General features: G+C 72.4%; 13 protein-coding genes. 10 read left to right on the forward strand and 3 right to left on the reverse strand.

Annotation, left to right across the window (positions count from 1 at the left end; all coding sequences use genetic code 11):
- Positions 1-125: 125 nt before the first annotated feature.
- The gene (locus tag ACGFNU_RS07715) at positions 126-1,181 is read left to right on the forward strand and encodes a serine/threonine-protein kinase (RefSeq protein WP_392591216.1); all 1,056 of its coding nucleotides are present in this window, start codon (positions 126-128) and stop codon (positions 1,179-1,181) included.
- On the opposite strand, the gene ACGFNU_RS07720 is transcribed toward ACGFNU_RS07715, so the two are convergent.
- Positions 1,168-2,094 (reverse strand): glutathione S-transferase family protein, encoded by a 927-nt coding sequence (locus ACGFNU_RS07720; protein ID WP_392591218.1) that lies wholly within the window; start codon positions 2,092-2,094, stop codon positions 1,168-1,170. The two genes, ACGFNU_RS07715 and ACGFNU_RS07720, sit on opposite strands and share 14 nt — an antisense overlap.
- Before the next feature lie 125 nt (positions 2,095-2,219).
- On the opposite strand from ACGFNU_RS07720, the gene ACGFNU_RS07725 reads away from it, so the two are divergent.
- From ACGFNU_RS07725 to ACGFNU_RS07740, 4 genes are all read left to right on the forward strand, one after another.
- Positions 2,220-2,879, forward strand: a complete 660-nt coding sequence (locus ACGFNU_RS07725) for a DedA family protein (RefSeq protein WP_392591219.1) — start codon at positions 2,220-2,222, stop codon at positions 2,877-2,879.
- Positions 2,880-2,992: 113 nt separating this feature from the next.
- Positions 2,993-3,895 carry an SDR family oxidoreductase gene (locus ACGFNU_RS07730; RefSeq protein WP_392591221.1) on the forward strand — a complete coding sequence of 301 codons (903 nt, stop codon included), beginning with the start codon at positions 2,993-2,995 and terminating at the stop codon, positions 3,893-3,895.
- 6 nt (positions 3,896-3,901) lie between these two features.
- Positions 3,902-4,696 (forward strand): enoyl-CoA hydratase/isomerase family protein, encoded by a 795-nt coding sequence (locus ACGFNU_RS07735; RefSeq protein ID WP_392591223.1) that lies wholly within the window; start codon positions 3,902-3,904, stop codon positions 4,694-4,696.
- A 14-nt stretch (positions 4,697-4,710) separates the two neighbouring features.
- Entirely contained in the window at positions 4,711-5,430 is a 720-nt protein-coding gene (locus ACGFNU_RS07740; protein WP_392591225.1) for a tyrosine-protein phosphatase, read from the forward strand.
- A gap of 86 nt (positions 5,431-5,516) precedes the next feature.
- Here ACGFNU_RS07740 and ACGFNU_RS07745 read toward each other — a convergent pair whose 3' ends face one another.
- Both ACGFNU_RS07745 and ACGFNU_RS07750 read right to left on the reverse strand, forming a co-directional pair.
- Complete coding sequence (locus tag ACGFNU_RS07745; protein WP_392591227.1) at positions 5,517-6,266, reverse strand: sirohydrochlorin chelatase; 750 nt, start codon at positions 6,264-6,266, stop codon at positions 5,517-5,519.
- 151 nt (positions 6,267-6,417) lie between these two features.
- Complete coding sequence (locus tag ACGFNU_RS07750) at positions 6,418-8,106, reverse strand: AMP-dependent synthetase/ligase (RefSeq protein WP_392591229.1); 1,689 nt, start codon at positions 8,104-8,106, stop codon at positions 6,418-6,420.
- A 309-nt stretch (positions 8,107-8,415) separates the two neighbouring features.
- On the opposite strand from ACGFNU_RS07750, the gene ACGFNU_RS07755 reads away from it, so the two are divergent.
- The 5 genes from ACGFNU_RS07755 (at position 8,416) to ACGFNU_RS07775 (ending at position 15,086) form a co-directional block, all read left to right on the forward strand.
- Positions 8,416-10,962 (forward strand): nitrate- and nitrite sensing domain-containing protein, encoded by a 2,547-nt coding sequence (locus tag ACGFNU_RS07755; protein ID WP_392591230.1) that lies wholly within the window; start codon positions 8,416-8,418, stop codon positions 10,960-10,962.
- A complete protein-coding gene (locus ACGFNU_RS07760; RefSeq protein WP_392591232.1) occupies positions 10,962-11,363 on the forward strand; it encodes a roadblock/LC7 domain-containing protein in 402 nt (133 codons plus the stop codon). The genes ACGFNU_RS07755 and ACGFNU_RS07760 overlap by 1 nt, the downstream gene beginning before the upstream one ends.
- The gene (locus ACGFNU_RS07765; RefSeq protein WP_392591234.1) at positions 11,363-11,740 is read left to right on the forward strand and encodes a DUF742 domain-containing protein; all 378 of its coding nucleotides are present in this window, start codon (positions 11,363-11,365) and stop codon (positions 11,738-11,740) included. Before ACGFNU_RS07760 ends, ACGFNU_RS07765 begins: the two co-directional genes overlap by 1 nt.
- Positions 11,741-11,871: 131 nt before the next feature.
- Positions 11,872-14,631, forward strand: coding sequence for a nitrate- and nitrite sensing domain-containing protein (locus ACGFNU_RS07770; protein WP_392591236.1), 2,760 nt, complete (start codon positions 11,872-11,874; stop codon positions 14,629-14,631).
- On the forward strand, positions 14,628-15,086 hold the full coding sequence (locus ACGFNU_RS07775) for a roadblock/LC7 domain-containing protein (RefSeq protein WP_392591238.1): 459 nt from the start codon (positions 14,628-14,630) through the stop codon (positions 15,084-15,086). The genes ACGFNU_RS07770 and ACGFNU_RS07775 overlap by 4 nt, the downstream gene beginning before the upstream one ends.
- Positions 15,087-15,090 lie beyond the last annotated feature (4 nt).

Raw genomic sequence — 15,090 nt, forward strand, 5'->3', positions numbered from 1 at the left:
GTCAGTGAAGCCCGCCAGCATAGTGGCGGGTCAGCCCGGGTCTTGGTCCGACCGAGCCCGAACCGTCCGAAGTAATGGACGCCCGGAGCAATCCAGACGGTTCCCGCCGACGAATCACCCTTGTGATGCGCACGGATCGGGTGATCGCCGAACGCTACCGTCTGCTGGCCGAACTCGGCCGGGGCGGTATGGGAATCGTATGGCGGGCGGAGGACACTGTCCTCGGCAGGGAGGTCGCCGTCAAGGAGGTGATGAGCCCCTCCGACGACGCGGCGCGCCGGGCCGTCCGCGAGGCGCGGTCGGCCGCCCGGCTGTCGCATCCGTCCGTCGTCAAGGTCTTCGACGTGGTCGAGGAGGACGGGCGGCCCTGGGTGGTGATGGAGTACGTCGAGGCGCGTTCGCTGCAGGACGTGATCAAGCAGGACGGCCCGCTGCCGCCGGAGCGGGTGGCCCGGGTCGGCCGCCAGCTCCTGTCCGCGCTGGGCGCCGCGCACCGGGTGGGCATCCTGCACCGCGACGTCAAGCCGGGGAACGTCCTGCTGGCCAAGGGCGACCGAGCCGTCCTCAGCGACTTCGGCATCGCGGTCATCGAGGGCGACGTCACCCTGACCCAGGCCGGCGGAGTGCTCGGCTCGCCGGCCTACATCGCGCCCGAACGGTTCCTGGGCGAGCGTGCGCTGCCCGCCTCCGACCTGTGGGCGCTGGGCGCGACGCTGTACGCGGCCACATTCGGCCGCCCGCCCTTCCACCGCGACGATCCGGTGGCGGTGTTCGGCGCCGTCCTCAACGAGGAGGCGACCATCCCGCCCCAGGCGCAGGCCCTCCGGCCCGTCCTCGAAGGCCTGCTCCGCAAGGACCCCCGGGAGCGCATGCCGATCGGGGTGGCCGAGGCCGTTCTCCTGGCGATCAGTGAGGATCGCCTTCCACAGCCGCCGCCGGTGGTCCCTCCCCAGGCCACCGGCGGCGGCATCGACGACGCGGCCGTCGCGGCGGAGTGGCCCACGGCCGCGGCGGCCGGGTCGCCCGTGGCGGAGTGGCCCGGAGGCGCAGGGACGACGGCGTTGCCCGTGCCGCCGGAACGGGACGACGAGCTCCGCTGGCGGCTGGGCGGAGTCATGGCCTACGTGGGCATGGCGCTTCTGCTGCTGGGGTCTCTCTTCATCTTGCTCAGCTCGATGTGAGCGCGTCGCGGCCGTGGGGTTCGGTCCAGTCGACCAGCGGCCCCTTGGGGACGACGCCGGACGGATTGATGTTGCCCTGGGTCATGTAGTAGTGCCGCTTGATCTGGTCGAAATCGGTCGTGTCGCCGAAAGCGGGCTGCTGGTAGAGGTCCCGCGCGTACGCCCAGAGGTTGGGGTAGTCCGTCAACCGCCGCAGGTTGCATTTGAAATGGCCGTGGTAGACCGCGTCGAACCGGGCCAGCGTGGGATAGAGGCGGACGTCTGCTTCGGTGACCCGGTCGCCGAAGAGGTAGCGGTGGGCGCCGAGACGCTCCTCCAGCCGGTCGAGCGTGGCGAAGAGGGCGTCCACGGCCTCCTCGTACGCGCCCTGCCCGGTGGCGAAGCCCGCGCGGTAGACGCCGTTGTTGACCGTGGCGTAGATCAGCTCGTTCAGCTCGTCGATGCCGGCCCGCAGCTCCACCGGATAGAGATCGGGCGCGCCGGTGGGGTGGTAGTCGGTGAACTGCGTCTCGAACATGGTCGTGATCGCCGGGAAGTCGTTGGTCACCAGGCGCCCGGTCACGGTGTCCCAGACGCAGGGCACGGTGTAGCGGCCCTCGTACGAGGCGTCCGACGCCAGGTAGAGCTCGGAGAGGAAGGTCGCGCCGGTGACGGGGTCGCGGTCGGTGAAACGCCAGCCCCGCTCGTCGCGGAGGGGATCGACGACGCCGAGGCCGATCACCTCGTCCAGGCCCAGCAGCGCGCGCACGATCAGCGACCTGTGGGCCCACGGGCAGGCGTAGGAGACCAAGAGCCGGTAGCGGCCCGATTCGGCCGGATAGCCGCTGGAGCCGTCGGCGGTGATCGTGCCGGTGAACCGGTTGGGCTGCCGGACGAACCGGCCGTCCGTCATCTCCCGGGTGACCATTGTCATCCCTCCTCGGGTGGGCCGGACCATCGTCCCCGCGAGGGATCCGGCGGGGCGCCCCCGATGGCTACGATATGTCGGCGGCGCGCGGCAGTGTCCGCGCGCGACGGCGACAAGGCGACGGGGGACCCATGCTGGAGCACTTCAACGCCCTGGTGGACGGGCTGCCGCCGGCGCTGATCTACCTGGTCATCGCGGCGCTGGTGTTCGCCGAGGCGGCGCTGTTCTTCGGGTTCGTGTTCCCGGGCGAGACCGCGATCGTGGTCGGCGGCGTCATGGCCAGCCAGGACACCCTCTCCCTCCCGCTGCTGCTGGTCATCTCGGTGGTCGCGGCGGTGGTCGGCGACTCGGTGGGCTACGAGATCGGGCGGCGGTACGGGCCGCGGCTGCTGGCGACCCGGGCGATGTCCAAACACCAGGCCAAGGTGGGCAAGGCCCAGGACCTCATCCGCCGGCGCGGCGCGTTCGCCGTGTTCATCGGCCGCTTCACCGCGCTGCTGCGCGCCCTGATGCCCGCGCTGGTGGGCAGCTCGCGCATGCCGTACCAGAAGTTCCTGCTGTTCAACTTCATCGGCGGCCTGGTCTGGGTGGTCGTCTTCACGCTGGGCGGCTTCTTCGCGGGCGAGGCGTTCGAGCACGTCGCCAAGCAGGCGAGCCGCGGGCTGGCCATCGCGCTCGGCGCGGTCGTGATCGTCGCGCTGATCGTCTGGAGCGTCCGCAAGCACCGCCGCGAGGCGGCCGAGGAGGCCGCGGTCGAGGCGGCGGCCGACTCCGAGTCCACCCGTCTCTGAGCCCGGCGCGGTACCGCGGGGGCGAATCCGAGCGGCGTTCGGTCGACGTGGTACTAAGTAACCCCCGGGTTGTTCACCGGGAGGTGGCAGTCGGTGCGATGTGAGGAGACAGGATGTCGGAACTGCGCTACGACGGTCGGGTCGCGGTCGTCACCGGGGCGGGGCACGGCCTCGGCCGGCAGCACGCGCTGGAGCTGGCGTCGCGCGGCGCCAAGGTCGTGGTGAACGACCTCGGCGGTGACCGCACCGGCGCGGGCGCCTCCGCCGGCCCGGCCCAGGAGGTCGTCGAGGAGATCACCAAGAACGGCGGCGAGGCCGTCGCCAACCCGGACAACGTCGCCACCCCCGAGGGCGCCCAGGCGATCATCCAGACCGCGCTCGACACGTTCGGCAAGGTCGACATCGTCATCAACAACGCGGGCATCCTGCGCGACCGGTCGTTCAAGAACATGAGCGCCGAGGAGTTCGACTCGGTCATCGCCGTCCACCTGCGCGGCTCGTTCCTGGTGGCCTCCGCCGCCTGGTCGACGCTGCGCGAGCAGGGCTACGGCCGCATCGTCAACACCTCGTCCCCCGCCGGCCTGTTCGGCAACTTCGGCCAGGCCAATTACGCCACCGCCAAGATGGGCCTGGTCGGCTTCACCAAGACGCTCGCCCACGAGGGCGCCAAGTACAACATCAAGGCCAACGCGATCGCCCCCGTCGCGTGGACCCGCATGACCGAGGACCTGCTCCCCGCCGACTTCGCCGACAAGCTGGGCGTCGACCAGGTCACCCCGCTGGTGGCCTTTCTGGCGCACGAGAGCAACGCCGACTCCGGCGAGGTCTACACCGTCGGCGGCGGCCGGATCGCCAAGATCTTCGTCGCCGAGGGGCCGGGCTACGGCCAGAAGGAGACGCTGACGGTCGAGGCCGTGCGCGACAACTGGGCCGCGATCAACGCCGACTCCCCGCTGACCGTCTTCAAGAACGTGGGCGAGCAGATGGGCCCCCTGATCCAGCAGCTGACCTCCTGACGCACCATGGGAGACCTACGGCTCGACCGGCGGGACGGGGTGCTCACCATCACCCTGTCCCGCCCGGAGCGGCTCAACGCCGTCACCGCGTCGGTCACCGAGGAGATGCTCGACGTCCTCAACGAGCTCATGCGCGACCCCGACACCCGGGTGGTGATCCTCACCGGTGAGGGACGCGGATTCTGCTCCGGCATGGACCTCCAGGGCGGCGACCCGGGCGGCGGCGACGAGGGCCGCGTGCAGCGGATCTACCGGGGGATCGCGCGCGGCGGCGAGGTGACGGCCCGGCTCCGGGAGATCCCGCAGCCGGTCATCGCCGCGCTGCACGGCCCGGTCGCGGGCATGGGCGTCTCGTGGGCGCTGGCCTGCGACCTGCGGGTGGCCGACCCGACCACCAGATTCGTGGTGCCGTTCGTCGACCTCGGGCTGTCGGCGGGCGACTGCGGCCTCTCGTGGCTGCTGCCGCGGCTGGTCGGCCCGGCCAAGGCCGCCGAGATCCTCTACCGGGCCCAGCGCCTGACCGTCGAGCAGGCGGACGAGCTCGGCCTCATCACCGAGCTCGCCCCGGAGAGCGCCGACCTCGAAGGCGCCCTCGCACTCGCCGGAGAGCTCCTCGCCAAATCCCCCTACGGGCTCCGCCGCACCAAGGAGCTCCTCAACATGTCGCTGGACGCCCCCGGTCTCCGCCGCCAGCTCGCGGCCGAGACCGGCGTCCAGACCATGGCGTTCTTCACCGAGGATCTCGTCGAGGGCATGACGGCCACGATGGAGAGGCGCCCCCCGACGTTCAAGAACCGCTAGCAGGAGGCCCCCCGGTGGAACGGGAGATCGTCCTGGAGGGCTGCGTCAACTTCCGGGACCTCGGCGGCTATGCCGCCGACGGCGGGCTCGTCCGGTGGCGCAGGCTCTTCCGCAGCGACGCACTGCACGAGCTGACCGAATCAGACGTGCGGACCGTCCTGGACCTCGGCGTGACCACGGTGATCGACCTGCGGTCCGGCTTCGAACGCGCCCACGACGGCGGCCCGCACCCGCTCGCCGCCCTGGAGCTCGTCCACGCGCCGATCATCAACGAGGACAACGGGCACGTCATGGCCGACACCTCGCTCTCGCTCGCGCGGCGCTATGCCCTGATCATGGAGTCCACCGGCACCGCGCTGGCCGACGCGGTCACCGCCATCGCGCGGGCGCCGGGCGCGGCCGTCTTCCACTGCGCCGCGGGCAAGGACCGCACCGGGATGGTGAGCGCCGCCGTGCTCGGCGCCCTCGGCGTCGCGGACGAGGACGTCGTGGCCGACTACGCCCTGACCGGCCGCAACATGGCCGGCATCCAGGCCCGTCTGGAGCGCCACGCCGCCTACGACAAGACCTACGCCTACGTGCCGCGTGACGCCAGGACCGCCGAGACCGCCACCATGGCCGAGCTCATCGCGGATCTGCGCGCCCGCCACGGCGACATGCCCAGCCTCCTGCGCACCTTGGGTGTCCCCGACACCACCCTCACCCAACTCCGCGCCACCCTCATCACCCCCTGACCGGCGCCGGCCGTGCTCCAGAGCGTGGCGCGACTGAGCACCGCCGGGCGGTGGAGGCGTTTCCGGCGGTGGGGAGCGAGGCGCCGCTAGTCGGCCAGGGCGGTGGCCAGGGCCTCTACGTAGCGGAGGGCGGCCACCTCGGCCAGGGCCGGGTGCGCGCCGATGGGGGCGGCGTGCTGGCCGCCCGCGGCCGCGGCGGCGGCGGCGAGGCGCTCGGCGGTGGTCTCCGGGCCGATCAGGTGCGGCGCCAGCGCGAGCCGGGTGGCGCCGGACGCGCGCAGTTGCGCGGCGGCCGCCGCGATGGCGCCCTCGTCGTTGAGGGAGGCGGTGAAGACCGGCGCGGCCAGCCGGGCCGCGAGGAGCACGCTGGTGACCTCGGCCTGGCGGACGGCCTCCTGGTCGCCGGGCGTGACGACCACGACGCCGCTGGCGGCGGTGACCATGGTCATCATCCGGACCCGGTCGGCGCGGGCCAGCCCGGCCTCGGCGAGCCGCTCGTGCAGCGCCTCGGCGATCAGCGGGTGCGGGCCGAGGGGCTCGGCCGCCACCGCCGGGGCACCGGCCACGATCTTGCGGACCGCGGCCTCCACCTCCGGATCGGGGCCGGTGGTCAGCGGCACGACGACGGCGGCCGGCTCGTCGGGCCGCTCGGCGCGCAGCCCGGCGAGGACCGCGCCGAGATGTCGCTCGGCGCCTTCGAGGTGGCCGACCAGCGCGGGCTGGCCGGTCTGCTCGATCTCGACGAGCCGCGCGAGCTCGGTCGCGACGGCGCCGCCGGGAGCGTTGGCCGGGCCGGGGGCGGCGAGGATGAGGGCGGGGGAGCCGGGGGGCAGCAAGTAGGATTCAGCGCCGCGGTGCCGCCCGCCTCGGGGGGTTCGGCGGCGTCGCGACGGAAGTGCCTCGGATGCCTGGCTTTCGGGACTCACGGCCGGAATGTTAACGCTCCTGGGCGCGCCGGGAGGTCCGGAGCCCTGATCCTCGGTCCCCTCACTGCTGGTAGAGATCTTCGATCTCCTTCTCGTACCGCGCCGCGATCGGCTTGCGCTTCAGTTTCATGGTCGGTGTCAGCTCGTCGCCGCCGGGTGCCCAGTCGTCGGCGATCACGGTGAACTTCTTGATCTGTTCGACCCGGGAGAGCCGGGCGTTCGCGCGTTCGACCGCCGCTCCGATCTCGGCCGGCGTCGCCGGATCGCCGGGTGAGCGGTTCGTCTCGGGGTCGAGCACGACGAGGGCGACATTGTACGGCCGGCGGTCGCCGATGCACACCACGTGCGCGATGAGCGGGCTCTCGGCCTTGATCGTGTTCTCGATGTTCGCGGGGGACATGTTCTTGCCGGCCGCGTTGATGATCATTTCTTTCTTGCGGTCGACGATGGTGACGTGGCCGTCCTCGTCGATGGCGGCGACGTCGCCGGTGTGCAGCCAGCCCTCGGCGTCCACCGCCTCGGCGGTCAGGTCGGGCCGGCCGCGGTAGCCGCGCATCACGACCGGGCCGCGGCAGAGCAGCTCGCCGTCGGCCGCGAGCCTCACCTCGACGCCGGGCAGCGGCCGTCCGACCGAGCCGGGACGCGGATCCCCCGGCCGGTTGACCACCGCGAACCCGCTGGTCTCGCTCATGCCCCAGCCCTCCAGGAGCGGGATGCCGATCCCGGCGAAGAAGGCGTGCACGTCGGGCGGGGTGGGGGCCGCGCCGGTGAGGAAGTACTCGGCCTGGTCCAGCCCGATCGCGTCCTTGATCTTCTGGTGTTCGCCGGCGGCGAGCTCGGCCGGGAACAGCAGCTCCAGCGCGGCCTTGAGCTTCTCCCAGATGCGCGGCACCCCGCCGAAGAACGTCGGGCGGAGCTGCGCGGCCAGCCCGATCAGCGCCTTCGGGTCGGGGCACGTGGTGATGGTCAGGCCCCACGTCATGAGGCCCGAATAGTGCGAGGTCCAGCGGTCGGCCACGTGCGCCGAGGGCAGGTAGGAGATGAGCCGGCCGCCGGGCGTCACCGGCATGACCTCCTGCAGCCCGCGGATCTCGGCCATCATCGCCGCGTGCGTGATCTCGACGCCCTTGGGCGGGCCGGTCGTGCCGGAGGTGTAGATGAGCGTGAGCACGTCGTCGGGCCGCACCGCCTTCCAGGCGGCGTCGAAGTCGAACTCCGCCGTTCCGGCGGCCTCGACGTCGGCCAGGCTCAGCGCGCCCTCGCCGTCGCCGTCGCCGTCGCCGTCCACGATCACCAGGTGCGGGACGGGCACCCCGGCGGCCCTGATCGCGTCCGCGAACATGCGCTCGGTGACGACGACGTGCGGCGCGGCGTCGGCCAGGACGTGCGCGATCTGCGCGGGCGCGTTGGTGTTGTAGACGGAGAACGGGACCGCGCCGAGGTGCATCGCGGCGGTGTCGACCAGATGGAACTCCGGCCGGTTGGTGAGCATGAGGGCGACGCGGTCGCCGTGCCCGAGGCCGAGCGCGGCCAGTCCGGCGCCCAGTGCCCGGACCCGCGCGCCGAGCGCCGCGTGGGTCAGCTCCACGGTCCCGTCATGGCTGCGCACCGCGAACTGGTCCGGTCGTCCGGCGGCGGTCGCCTGGTACGCCTCGCAGAGCGTGTCCGCCGCCAGTGCCCGCTCGATCGACGGCGCTCGCTCGATCGACGGGGCCCGCTCGATGGGCCGTCCGGCCGTGTCCGTGCTCAACGTTCCGACGCCTCCGCCCAAAGGTGATCAAGGAGGCCGAGTATGGCGCACGCCACGGGCCCGCGGCAGGGGGAACCTGCTGATTCGTCCGTGTGGTCCACACCACGGATTGCGAATTCCATGATCACTAAGAGCCAACCGTTTCGGTCGGACCCATTCCAACCAGCCTGAATAACGACCAGGGTCTCGAAATACGGCGAGGGGGGGTTGTAACGACATTCGGGGCGGCCTTTATGATGCAGAGCCTTGGTCCCGCGGGTGCCCGGGGCCGGGTGCAGGACACCAGGAGTCCGAACGTTCGAGGTTCATTTGAAATCCCCCCGCACACGGTCGATCCGAGCTGAGATCGCCGTTCTTCTGTTCGTACCGCTGCTCTCCCTCATCGCCCTCTGGGGCTACGCCGCGAGCGCGACGGTCGGCGACGCGCTGTCCCAGCGCCGCTATCACACGCTGGACCGCAAGTTCGCGCCGAGCGGCCAGGGAGTGCTGATCGAGCTGGGCAAGGAACGCCTGGCGTCGGCCATCTTCCTCAGCACGCCCGCGTCGGCCGCGCCCGCCGTGCCCGCCTCGCTGCGCGCGCAGCGCGCCAAGGTCGACGCGGCCGTGGCCTTCTTCCGTAAGGAGGCCGGCAGCGACGAGGCTCGCGGCGCCACGAGCGACGCCATGAAGCAGCGGGTCGCCGACGTGCTCGCCGAACTGGACGGGCTGCGCAAGTCGCGTGCGGCCGTGGACGGGCGGACGGTCGACCGGCTGGAGTCCATCGAGGGCTACAACCGCATGGTCGACGCCATGCACCGCGCGTACGACGCCCTGGTCGTCATCGACGACTCGTCCCTCTACAACTGGACGCTCTCGACTCGTGCCGCCGGCCGGGCGCTGGAGCTGATCCAGCGCGAGAACGCGCTCGTGGCCGGCGCGTTCGTCACCAAGAACCAGCTGACCCCCGCCGAGCACCGGATGTTCGTGGAGGCGGTCGGCGAGCAGCGCCAGCAATGGGTCAAGCAACGCTCGCTGCTCGACCCGGCCATCTACAACACCGGCACGGCGCAGGTCTTCGCCTCGCAGCAGTATCAGGTGTTCAAGTCGATGGAGGATCGGATCGCCGACCAAACGCGCGGCGAAGCCGCGTCGGGGGGTGCGGGGGGTCGTCCCCCCTCGGGGAGTGCTGCCCGCGGCGCGCTGCCGGTGTCGGCGTCCGAATGGCAGGCGACGGCGCAGCCGCTGGTGCTCAACATCAACAAGATGGTGCTGGGCAACTCCAAGCGCGCGGGCGAGCACGCCGACGACCTCGGCCGGACGGCCTACATCCGGGTGGGCGTCGTCGGTGGTGTCGGTCTGCTCGCGGTCATCGTGTCGGTGCTGCTGTCGCTGCGGTTCGGCCGCGGCCTCGGCCGCGAGCTGGTCGGCCTGCGCCGGTCCGCCCAGGAGATGGCCGAGCAGCGGCTGCCCGGCGTCGTCGACCGGCTGCGCCGCAACGAGAGCGTGGACGTGGCCGCCGAGGTGCCGGCGCTGGCGACCCGAGGAAGGATCAATGAGGTCGTCAAGGTCGCGGAGGCGTTCGCGTCGGTGCAGCGCACCGCCGTCGACGCCGCCGTGGGCCAGGCCGAGCTGCGCCGCGGCGTCGCCCGGATCTTCCTCAACATCGCGCGCCGCAACCAGTCGCTGCTGCACCGCCAGCTGACGATGCTGGACACGCTGGAGAGCCGGGCGGAGGCCGACGACCTCGACGACCTGTTCCGGCTCGACCACCTGACCACGCGCATGCGGCGGCACGCGGAGAGCCTCATCATCCTGTCGGGTGCCACCCCGGGCCGCGGCTGGCGCCAGCCGCAGCGGATCGTGGACGTGCTGCGCGGCGCCGTCGCCGAGATCGAGGAGTACACCCGCGCGAAGGTGATGACCGAGTCCGAGGACGGGCTCGTCGGCGCCGCCGTCACCGACGTCGTGCACCTGCTCGCCGAGCTGGTGGAGAACGCGGTCGCCTTCTCGCCGCCCAACACCGACGTGCGCGTGCTCGCCGAACGGGTCGGCAGCGGCTTCGTCGTCGAGATCGAGGACCGCGGTCTCGGCGTCCAGCCCGAGCTGCTCGCGAGCATCAACGCGCGGCTCGCCACGCCGCCGGAGTTCGACCTCGTCGACACCGACCAGCTCGGGTTGTTCGTGGTCGCGAGGCTGGCCGCCCGGCACAACATCAAGGTCTCGCTGAACCCGTCCCCGTACGGCGGCACCACGGCCATCGTCCTGCTGCCGCACGAACTCGTCGTGGCGTCGGAGAACATGGCCGCAGCCGTGGCGGCCGCCGAGGAGGAGCAGGAGAACAGGGCCGCCCAAGCGCAGGAGCCCGTGGCCGCGACCCCGCATGAGGGCCCGTGGGGGAGGCCGGGGCCCGCCCCCGCTCCGATCTCTGGCCCGACTCTGGTTCCCGGGCCCGCGGCGCCGCCGGTGGCCGCGCCCGCACCACCACCGGCCGCACCACCACCGGCCGCACCGACACCGCCCCCACCGCCTCCGCCTTCGAGGCCGATGGGGAACCCCTGGTTCGACGACGCTCCGGAGCTTCCGCAACACGCCCCGGACCCGGCGCCGTCACCGGTCCAGCCCCCGGCGCCCGCGCGGGCGAACGGGGAAGGACCCGCGAACGGCGAGACCCTGGGCACGCACGCGGGACTGCCGCGCCGCGTCCGCCAGGAGAACCTCGCCCCGCAATTGCGCGAGGAGCGGGCCGCGGCGCCCGACCTCGCCACCGGCCCGGTCGCGCGCTCTCCCGAGGAGGCGCGCTCGCTGATGGCCTCGATGCAGCAAGGGTGGCGACGCGGCCGCGCGTCGGACCTCGACGGTGAGAATGAGGACGAGTGATGACGCACAACACGGTGACCGGTGAACTGAATTGGCTCCTGAACGACTTCGCCGGCCGCGTGTCCGACGTCCGGCAGGCGGTCATCCTCTCCCGCGACGGGCTCGCCGTCGCGGCCTCGAAGGAACTGGGGCGCGAGGACGCCGAGCACCTGTCGGCGCTGGCGGCCGGTGTGCAGAGTCTGGCGCGCGGCGCGGGCCGTCATTTCAACGGCGGGAACGTGCGGCAGACCATCATCGAGATGGACGCCGTCCTGCTGTTCGTGACCGCGGCGGGCGACGGCACCTGCCTGGCCGTGCTCGCCTCGGCGGGCGCGGACGCCGGTCTCGTCGCGTACGAGATGGCAGTCCTGGTCAAGCGCGTCGGCAGGCACCTGCAGGCGGGTCCGAGGCCCGCGCCGTGATGAGCCGCGCACGCGACCGGTGGCTGGACCGGGAGGCGGGCCCGCTCGTTCGCCCGTACGCCATGACCCAGGGGCGGACGCGGCCGAGCGGCGCGACGTTCGACCTGATCGCGGTGGTGGCGGCGACGGGCGAGCCGGCGGGGGAGCGGCTGCGGTACAGCCCCGAGCACCAGCGGATCCTGCGGCGGTGCGGCACGCCGGTGTCCGTGGTCGACCTGGCCTCGGACGTCGGGCTGCCGCTCGGCGTGGTGCGGGTGGTGCTCGGCGACCTGCGCGACGAGGGCCTGATCCAGGTGGTCGCGACGATCGACCGGTCCAGTGACCGGCCCAACCTGGGCGTGCTGAGGGAGGTCCTCGATGGTCTTCGCGCCCTCTGAGCCCGGCGCGGGTGCGATGACCATGGGGTGAGTGCGCCTGAATTGTCGGGAACTTGCCGTTGAGATGTGACGAAGGCCCTATGATCGGGCGGATATGTGTTGTACGGGGGGTCGTACTGCCACGAGGTGTCATGAGTCCTCGCACGCGCTCGATTCGGTCGAGAACCGTCGTGTTGCTGCTGGTCCCGCTGCTGTCGCTGGTGGCGCTGTGGGCCTTCGCGGCCAGTCTCACGCTGGGCGACGCCCTGGAGCACCGCCGGGGCGAGTCGTCGACGTCGCGGCTGACCAGGCCGTTGCAGGCCGCCACCTACACGCTGGAGATGGAGCGGCACACGGCTGTCTCCATCCTGAGCGCGGGCACGTCGGCGCCGCTGCAGCCCTTCGACGCCGTGAAGGGGCGCACCGACAGCGCGCTGGCCGAGTTGCGCAGGCTCGCCAAGAAGGAGACCGACGAGGCGAGCGATCCCGACTCGCAGCGGATCAGGCTGCTGCGCGAGGCACTCAAGCAGCTGGAGACGCTGCCGACGACGCGGACCTCGGTGGAGACGCACTCGGCGACCCGCGTCCGCGCGCTCGAGTCGTACAGCACCATGATCGACGCGCTGTTCGACTTCTCCGCCAAGCAGACGCCGACCGGTGACGCGCGCCTGTTCTACTGGTCGTCCAGCCTCGTCGCGGGCTCGCGCGCCATGGACATGGTCATGCGCGAGAGCGCGCTGGTGTCCGGGGCCGCCATCACCGGCGGCCGGATGAACGCGGCCGAGCACCGGCACTTCGCCGGGCTCGTCGCGCAGCAGCAGGCCTTCTGGGCCGAGCAGCGCGCCGGCCTCGAGCCGAAGATCTACGCGAAGTCCTGGGCGCCGCTCTTCTCGTCCGCCCCCTACACCGGCTTCAAGACGATGGAGGAGGACGTCGCCGGCACCACCGGCAAGATCCAGGTCAACATCGCGCAGTGGGACACCAACACCAAGGCGCTGCTGGCCGCGTTCACCCAGGCCGCGCTCTCGGACAGCAGGCAGCTCGCCGCCGACCAGGACTCGGTCAGCCAGGGCATCCTCACCCGGCTCATCGTCGCCGGCGGGCTCGGGCTGGTCGCGGTGATCGGCTCGATCCTGCTGTCGGTGCGGTTCGGCCGCGGCCTGGTGCGCGAGCTGGTCGGCCTGCGCGCCGCCGCGCAGGACCTGGCCGGGCGGCGGCTCCCGGACGTGGTCGCGCGGCTCGTCCGCGGTGAGCGCATCGACGTCGCGGCGGAGGCGCCGCCGATCCCGGCCGGCCGCACCGCGGAGATCGCCGCGGTCGCCGAGGCGTTCGGCACCGTGCAGCGCACCGCGATCCAGGCCTCGGTCGGCCAGGCCGACCTGCGCAACGGCGTCAGCCGCATCTTCCTCAACATCGCGCGCCGCAACCAGTCGCTGCTGCACCGGCAGCTGGCGATGCTCGACTCCCTGGAGAGCCGGGCGGAGGCCGACGACCTCGACGACCTGTTCCGGCTCGACCATCTGACGACCCGCATGCGGCGGCACGCGGAGAGCCTCATCATCCTGTCGGGCGCGACCCCGGGCCGCGGCTGGCGGCAGCCGGTGCGCATCGTGGACGTGCTGCGCGGCGCCGTCGCCGAGGTCGAGGACTACACCCGCGTCACGGTGATGACCGAGTCCGAGGACGGCCTGCTCGGCGCGGCCGTCACGGACGTGATCCACCTGTTCGCCGAGCTCGTGGAGAACGCCTGCTCGTTCTCGCCGCCCAGCACCGAGGTGCGGGTCATGGCCGAACGGGTGGGCACCGGCTTCGTCGTCGAGGTCGAGGACCGCGGCCTCGGGCTCCGGCCCGAGCTGCTCGACCGGATCAACCAGCGGCTCGCCACCCCGCCGGAGTTCGACCTCGTCGACACCGACCAGCTCGGGTTGTTCGTGGTCGCGAGGCTGGCCGCCCGGCAGAACATCAAGGTCTCGCTGCGCCCGTCGCCCTACGGCGGGACGACGGCGATCGTCCTGCTGCCGCACGAGCTCGTGGTGCCGGTGGAGGACTTCGACAAGGAGCCGCCGGCCGAGGAGCCGCAGGTGGATGCGCGGCCGGACGCGGGCGTCGTGCCGCTGCGCGACGTCGGGGCCCTCCGGCGGGCCAACCCGGCGCCGGAGGCCGAGCCCATGCCCGTGCCCCCGCCTTCGTCCCCGCCTTCGCCCGTGTCCTCGCCCGGCGGCGGCCTGTACGACGCGCCCTGGGAAACGGTGAACGCCCCGCAGCAGCCCGACTCCATTCCCTCGGCATCGCCAGCGTCACCGGCGCCGCCGGCCACCCCGGCCGCTCCGGTCTTCGATCCCGATCCGCCCGCGCCGCCCGCGCCTCTCGTCCCGCCCGCGGTGACGTTCGAGCGGCCGCCGGCCGCTCCGGCGGCCGTCCCGCCCGCTCCGCCGGCCGCCGCGCAGGCGTCCGAGGAGCCCGCGGCGGCGGACGACCCGTGGGGCGCGCCGGATGGGAACGCGACAACGGAGGGGACCGGCGAATCCAGCGCCGGCAACCCCTGGTTCGACGAAGTGAAGGGGCCGCAGCGCTTGGCCGCCGTACCACCACAGCCCGACGCTCCCAACGGGAACGGCAACGGCACCCCGAAACCGTCCGGCAAGGACGCCGCGAAGCCGGTCGAGACCCATGCGGGGCTCCCGCGCCGGCGCCGCCAGGAGAACCTGGCCCCCCAGCTTCGTGCCGAGAACCGCCAGCCGTTGCCTCCGGCGGTCGGCGACAGCGCGCACGGTGTGGTCGCGCGCTCACCGGAGGAGGCCCGCTCGCTGATGTCGTCCATCCAGAAGGGATGGCGGCGCGGGCGGACCACGGATTCGAGCGATCCGGACGAAGAGAGTGGCTCGGATGTGAACGGGGAGGAAGACCGATGATGCACAACACCACCGCGACCGGTGAACTGAACTGGCTGCTCAACGATTTCGCCGGGCGGGTCCCGGCGGTGCGCCAGGCCGTGATCCTCTCCCGCGACGGGCTGGCGATCGCGGCGTCGCAGGAGCTGGGACGTGAGGACGCCGAGCACTTGTCGGCGCTGGCGGCCGGTGTGCAGAGCCTGGCGCGCGGCGCGGGCCGTCATTTCAACGGCGGGAACGTGCGGCAGACCATCATCGAGATGGACGCCGTCCTGCTGTTCGTGACGGCGGCCGGTGACGGCACCTGCCTCGCCGTGCTGAGCGAAGCGGACGCCGACGCCGGGCTCATCGCCTACGAGATGGCGGTGCTGGTCAAGCGGGTCGGCCAGCACCTGCAGGCCCATCCGCGCTTCGCTCCGGGGGCGGGCGGGGGTGCCGCGCCGCAGCCCGGTGGTGCGGGATTCGGCGGAAACTGACCCG

Source organism: Spirillospora sp. NPDC048911 (assembly GCF_043198015.1).
Classification (GTDB): Bacteria; Actinomycetota; Actinomycetes; order Streptosporangiales; family Streptosporangiaceae; genus Spirillospora.

What these genes read in the sequence shown, in the direction of transcription:
- ACGFNU_RS07715 (WP_392591216.1), top strand. Translation starts at nt 126, where the DNA reads ATGCGCACGGATCGGGTGATCGCCGAACGCTACCGTCTGCTGGCCGAA.
- ACGFNU_RS07720 (WP_392591218.1), bottom strand. Translation starts at nt 2,094, where the DNA reads ATGACAATGGTCACCCGGGAGATGACGGACGGCCGGTTCGTCCGGCAG.
- ACGFNU_RS07725 (WP_392591219.1), top strand. Translation starts at nt 2,220, where the DNA reads ATGCTGGAGCACTTCAACGCCCTGGTGGACGGGCTGCCGCCGGCGCTG.
- ACGFNU_RS07730 (WP_392591221.1), top strand. Translation starts at nt 2,993, where the DNA reads ATGTCGGAACTGCGCTACGACGGTCGGGTCGCGGTCGTCACCGGGGCG.
- ACGFNU_RS07735 (WP_392591223.1), top strand. Translation starts at nt 3,902, where the DNA reads ATGGGAGACCTACGGCTCGACCGGCGGGACGGGGTGCTCACCATCACC.
- ACGFNU_RS07760 (WP_392591232.1), top strand. Translation starts at nt 10,962, where the DNA reads ATGACGCACAACACGGTGACCGGTGAACTGAATTGGCTCCTGAACGAC.
- ACGFNU_RS07765 (WP_392591234.1), top strand. Translation starts at nt 11,363, where the DNA reads ATGAGCCGCGCACGCGACCGGTGGCTGGACCGGGAGGCGGGCCCGCTC.
- ACGFNU_RS07770 (WP_392591236.1), top strand. Translation starts at nt 11,872, where the DNA reads ATGAGTCCTCGCACGCGCTCGATTCGGTCGAGAACCGTCGTGTTGCTG.
- ACGFNU_RS07775 (WP_392591238.1), top strand. Translation starts at nt 14,628, where the DNA reads ATGATGCACAACACCACCGCGACCGGTGAACTGAACTGGCTGCTCAAC.